Raw genomic sequence first — 1510 nt, 5'->3', positions numbered from 1 at the left:
GCGCGCTACAGCGTGGGTTTGCGCGCTGCCGCCCTGGTTGCCCGCAACATCACGCTGCCGTCGATCTACACCGAAGCCGCGCGGCTGGAGCAACTCTACTACCCCTGATGCCCGCAGGGCCCGCCATCATGGGGCGGTGACAGGTTCCAGCCCGGTTTTCCGGATGACGGGCGCGGCCGCCGCAGTGGTAAAGAAACGAATCAATGCACGTGCGGCATCCTGCTCGACAGCATCGGCGGCAATGCCTGCTGAAAACACGGTGACGCGCTGCACTTCATCCGGCAGCGGCCCCACATAGTCGATGCCCGGAACCGGAAGCAGTTCGCTGACCTGCTGGAAGCCCAGTTCGGCATCGCCGCGGGCCACCACGCTGCCCACCCGCTCGCTGAGTATTTTGGTGCTTTTGCCTGCCACCTGCGCGGAAATTCCCAGGCGCTGGAACAGCTCGGTCGAAATATAGACACCGCTCGCGCTGGCCGAGTAGGCAATGGACCGCGCGTCCAGCAGCGTGCGCCTGAGCGCGTCGACCGTGCTGATGTCCGGCTTGGGCGCACCTGCGCGTACCACCATGCCGATCAGTGAGCGCACCAGGTCCACCCGGCTGCCGGCTTGCACCTTGCCCTGGCTCACGAGCGCATCCAGCGCCGGCGCCGCCAGGATCACGATGTCGGCCCGCTCCTTGCGCGCCAGCCTGTTCGGGATGGCGTCCGGCGCGTCGCCCATGGACGCGCCATAAGCGGCAATGACCTTGTGCCCGGTTGCACGCTCAAAGGCCGGCACCAGTTCGTTGTAGGCGGCGGTAAAACCACCCGAGGTCATCACATGTATATCGGCCGCCCAAGCGCCGCCGCCGGGCCACACCAGCACGGGCAGCAGCAGCCAAAAGATCCTGCAGAACTTCAGAAGTTGTTGCATGCCATCTCCTCGCTTTCTTCGACTTCTTCGACTTCTTCGACTTGCTGCGTGGATGCGTGACTCAGCGCACGCACTCAAACCCGTACTGCTCGGGGGTCGGCTTTGTCACCAGCCGGGCATGCAGGCCGCGCTTCTGGCATTCCATTTCAGCGATGTCGGTGGCTTCGCCCAATTTCGACGGGCGGGCTTTGACCACAATCTGCTTTTCATTGACGCTGACCAGTTCGGCGGCGCAACCGGAGATCAGGACGCAGGCGAGCAGGGGGAACAGTGTTTTCATGGTTGTTTCCTTCTAAAGATAAAGATAAAAATCAAGATAATTTTTGCCGTCAGGATTTTTAAGTAAAAATCGGTTGAAATCCTTTGTGGATAAGCGCGACCAGCTATCAATTTGGTAGCGTATTGCGGCCGCGCCTACCCCAGCCCCAGCGCTTTGTACACCCGCAGCGCGCCATAGGCATCGTTGGCCGCGTAAATGATCTGCGCTTCCGTCAGCCGTTCATTGGCCCAGTTGGAGGTGGCGGCTTTCTTGGATTTGAGGAAGCGCTTGTTGAACATCACGGCCACGGCGCCGCGCACGCCCATGTCCTTGCGG

2 protein-coding genes and 1 pseudogene are annotated in these 1510 nt (G+C 61.7%); all 3 read right to left on the bottom strand.

The window, feature by feature from the left end; translation table 11 throughout:
• Nucleotides 1–126: 126 nt before the first annotated feature.
• Nucleotides 127–915 carry a substrate-binding domain-containing protein gene (locus AC1D1P_RS23080; protein WP_477670989.1) on the bottom strand — a complete coding sequence of 263 codons (789 nt, stop codon included), beginning with the start codon at nt 913–915 and terminating at the stop codon, nt 127–129.
• Nucleotides 916–976: 61 nt separating this feature from the next.
• Nucleotides 977–1195, bottom strand: coding sequence for a hypothetical protein (locus AC1D1P_RS23075; protein WP_477670988.1), 219 nt, complete (start codon nt 1193–1195; stop codon nt 977–979).
• 134 nt (nt 1196–1329) lie between these two features.
• Nucleotides 1330–1510 (bottom strand): annotated as a pseudogene (locus AC1D1P_RS23070) (3'-5' exonuclease); the annotation flags it as partial.

This window comes from Polaromonas sp. P1_E1_2 (assembly GCF_056406035.1).
This window is presented reverse-complemented; position numbering and strand designations above follow the sequence as displayed.

Bases quoted from the DNA above. Each gene is read 5' to 3' on its own strand.
- AC1D1P_RS23080 (WP_477670989.1), bottom strand. From the start codon at position 915: ATGCAACAACTTCTGAAGTTCTGCAGGATCTTTTGGCTGCTGCTGCCC.
- AC1D1P_RS23075 (WP_477670988.1), bottom strand. From the start codon at position 1,195: ATGAAAACACTGTTCCCCCTGCTCGCCTGCGTCCTGATCTCCGGTTGC.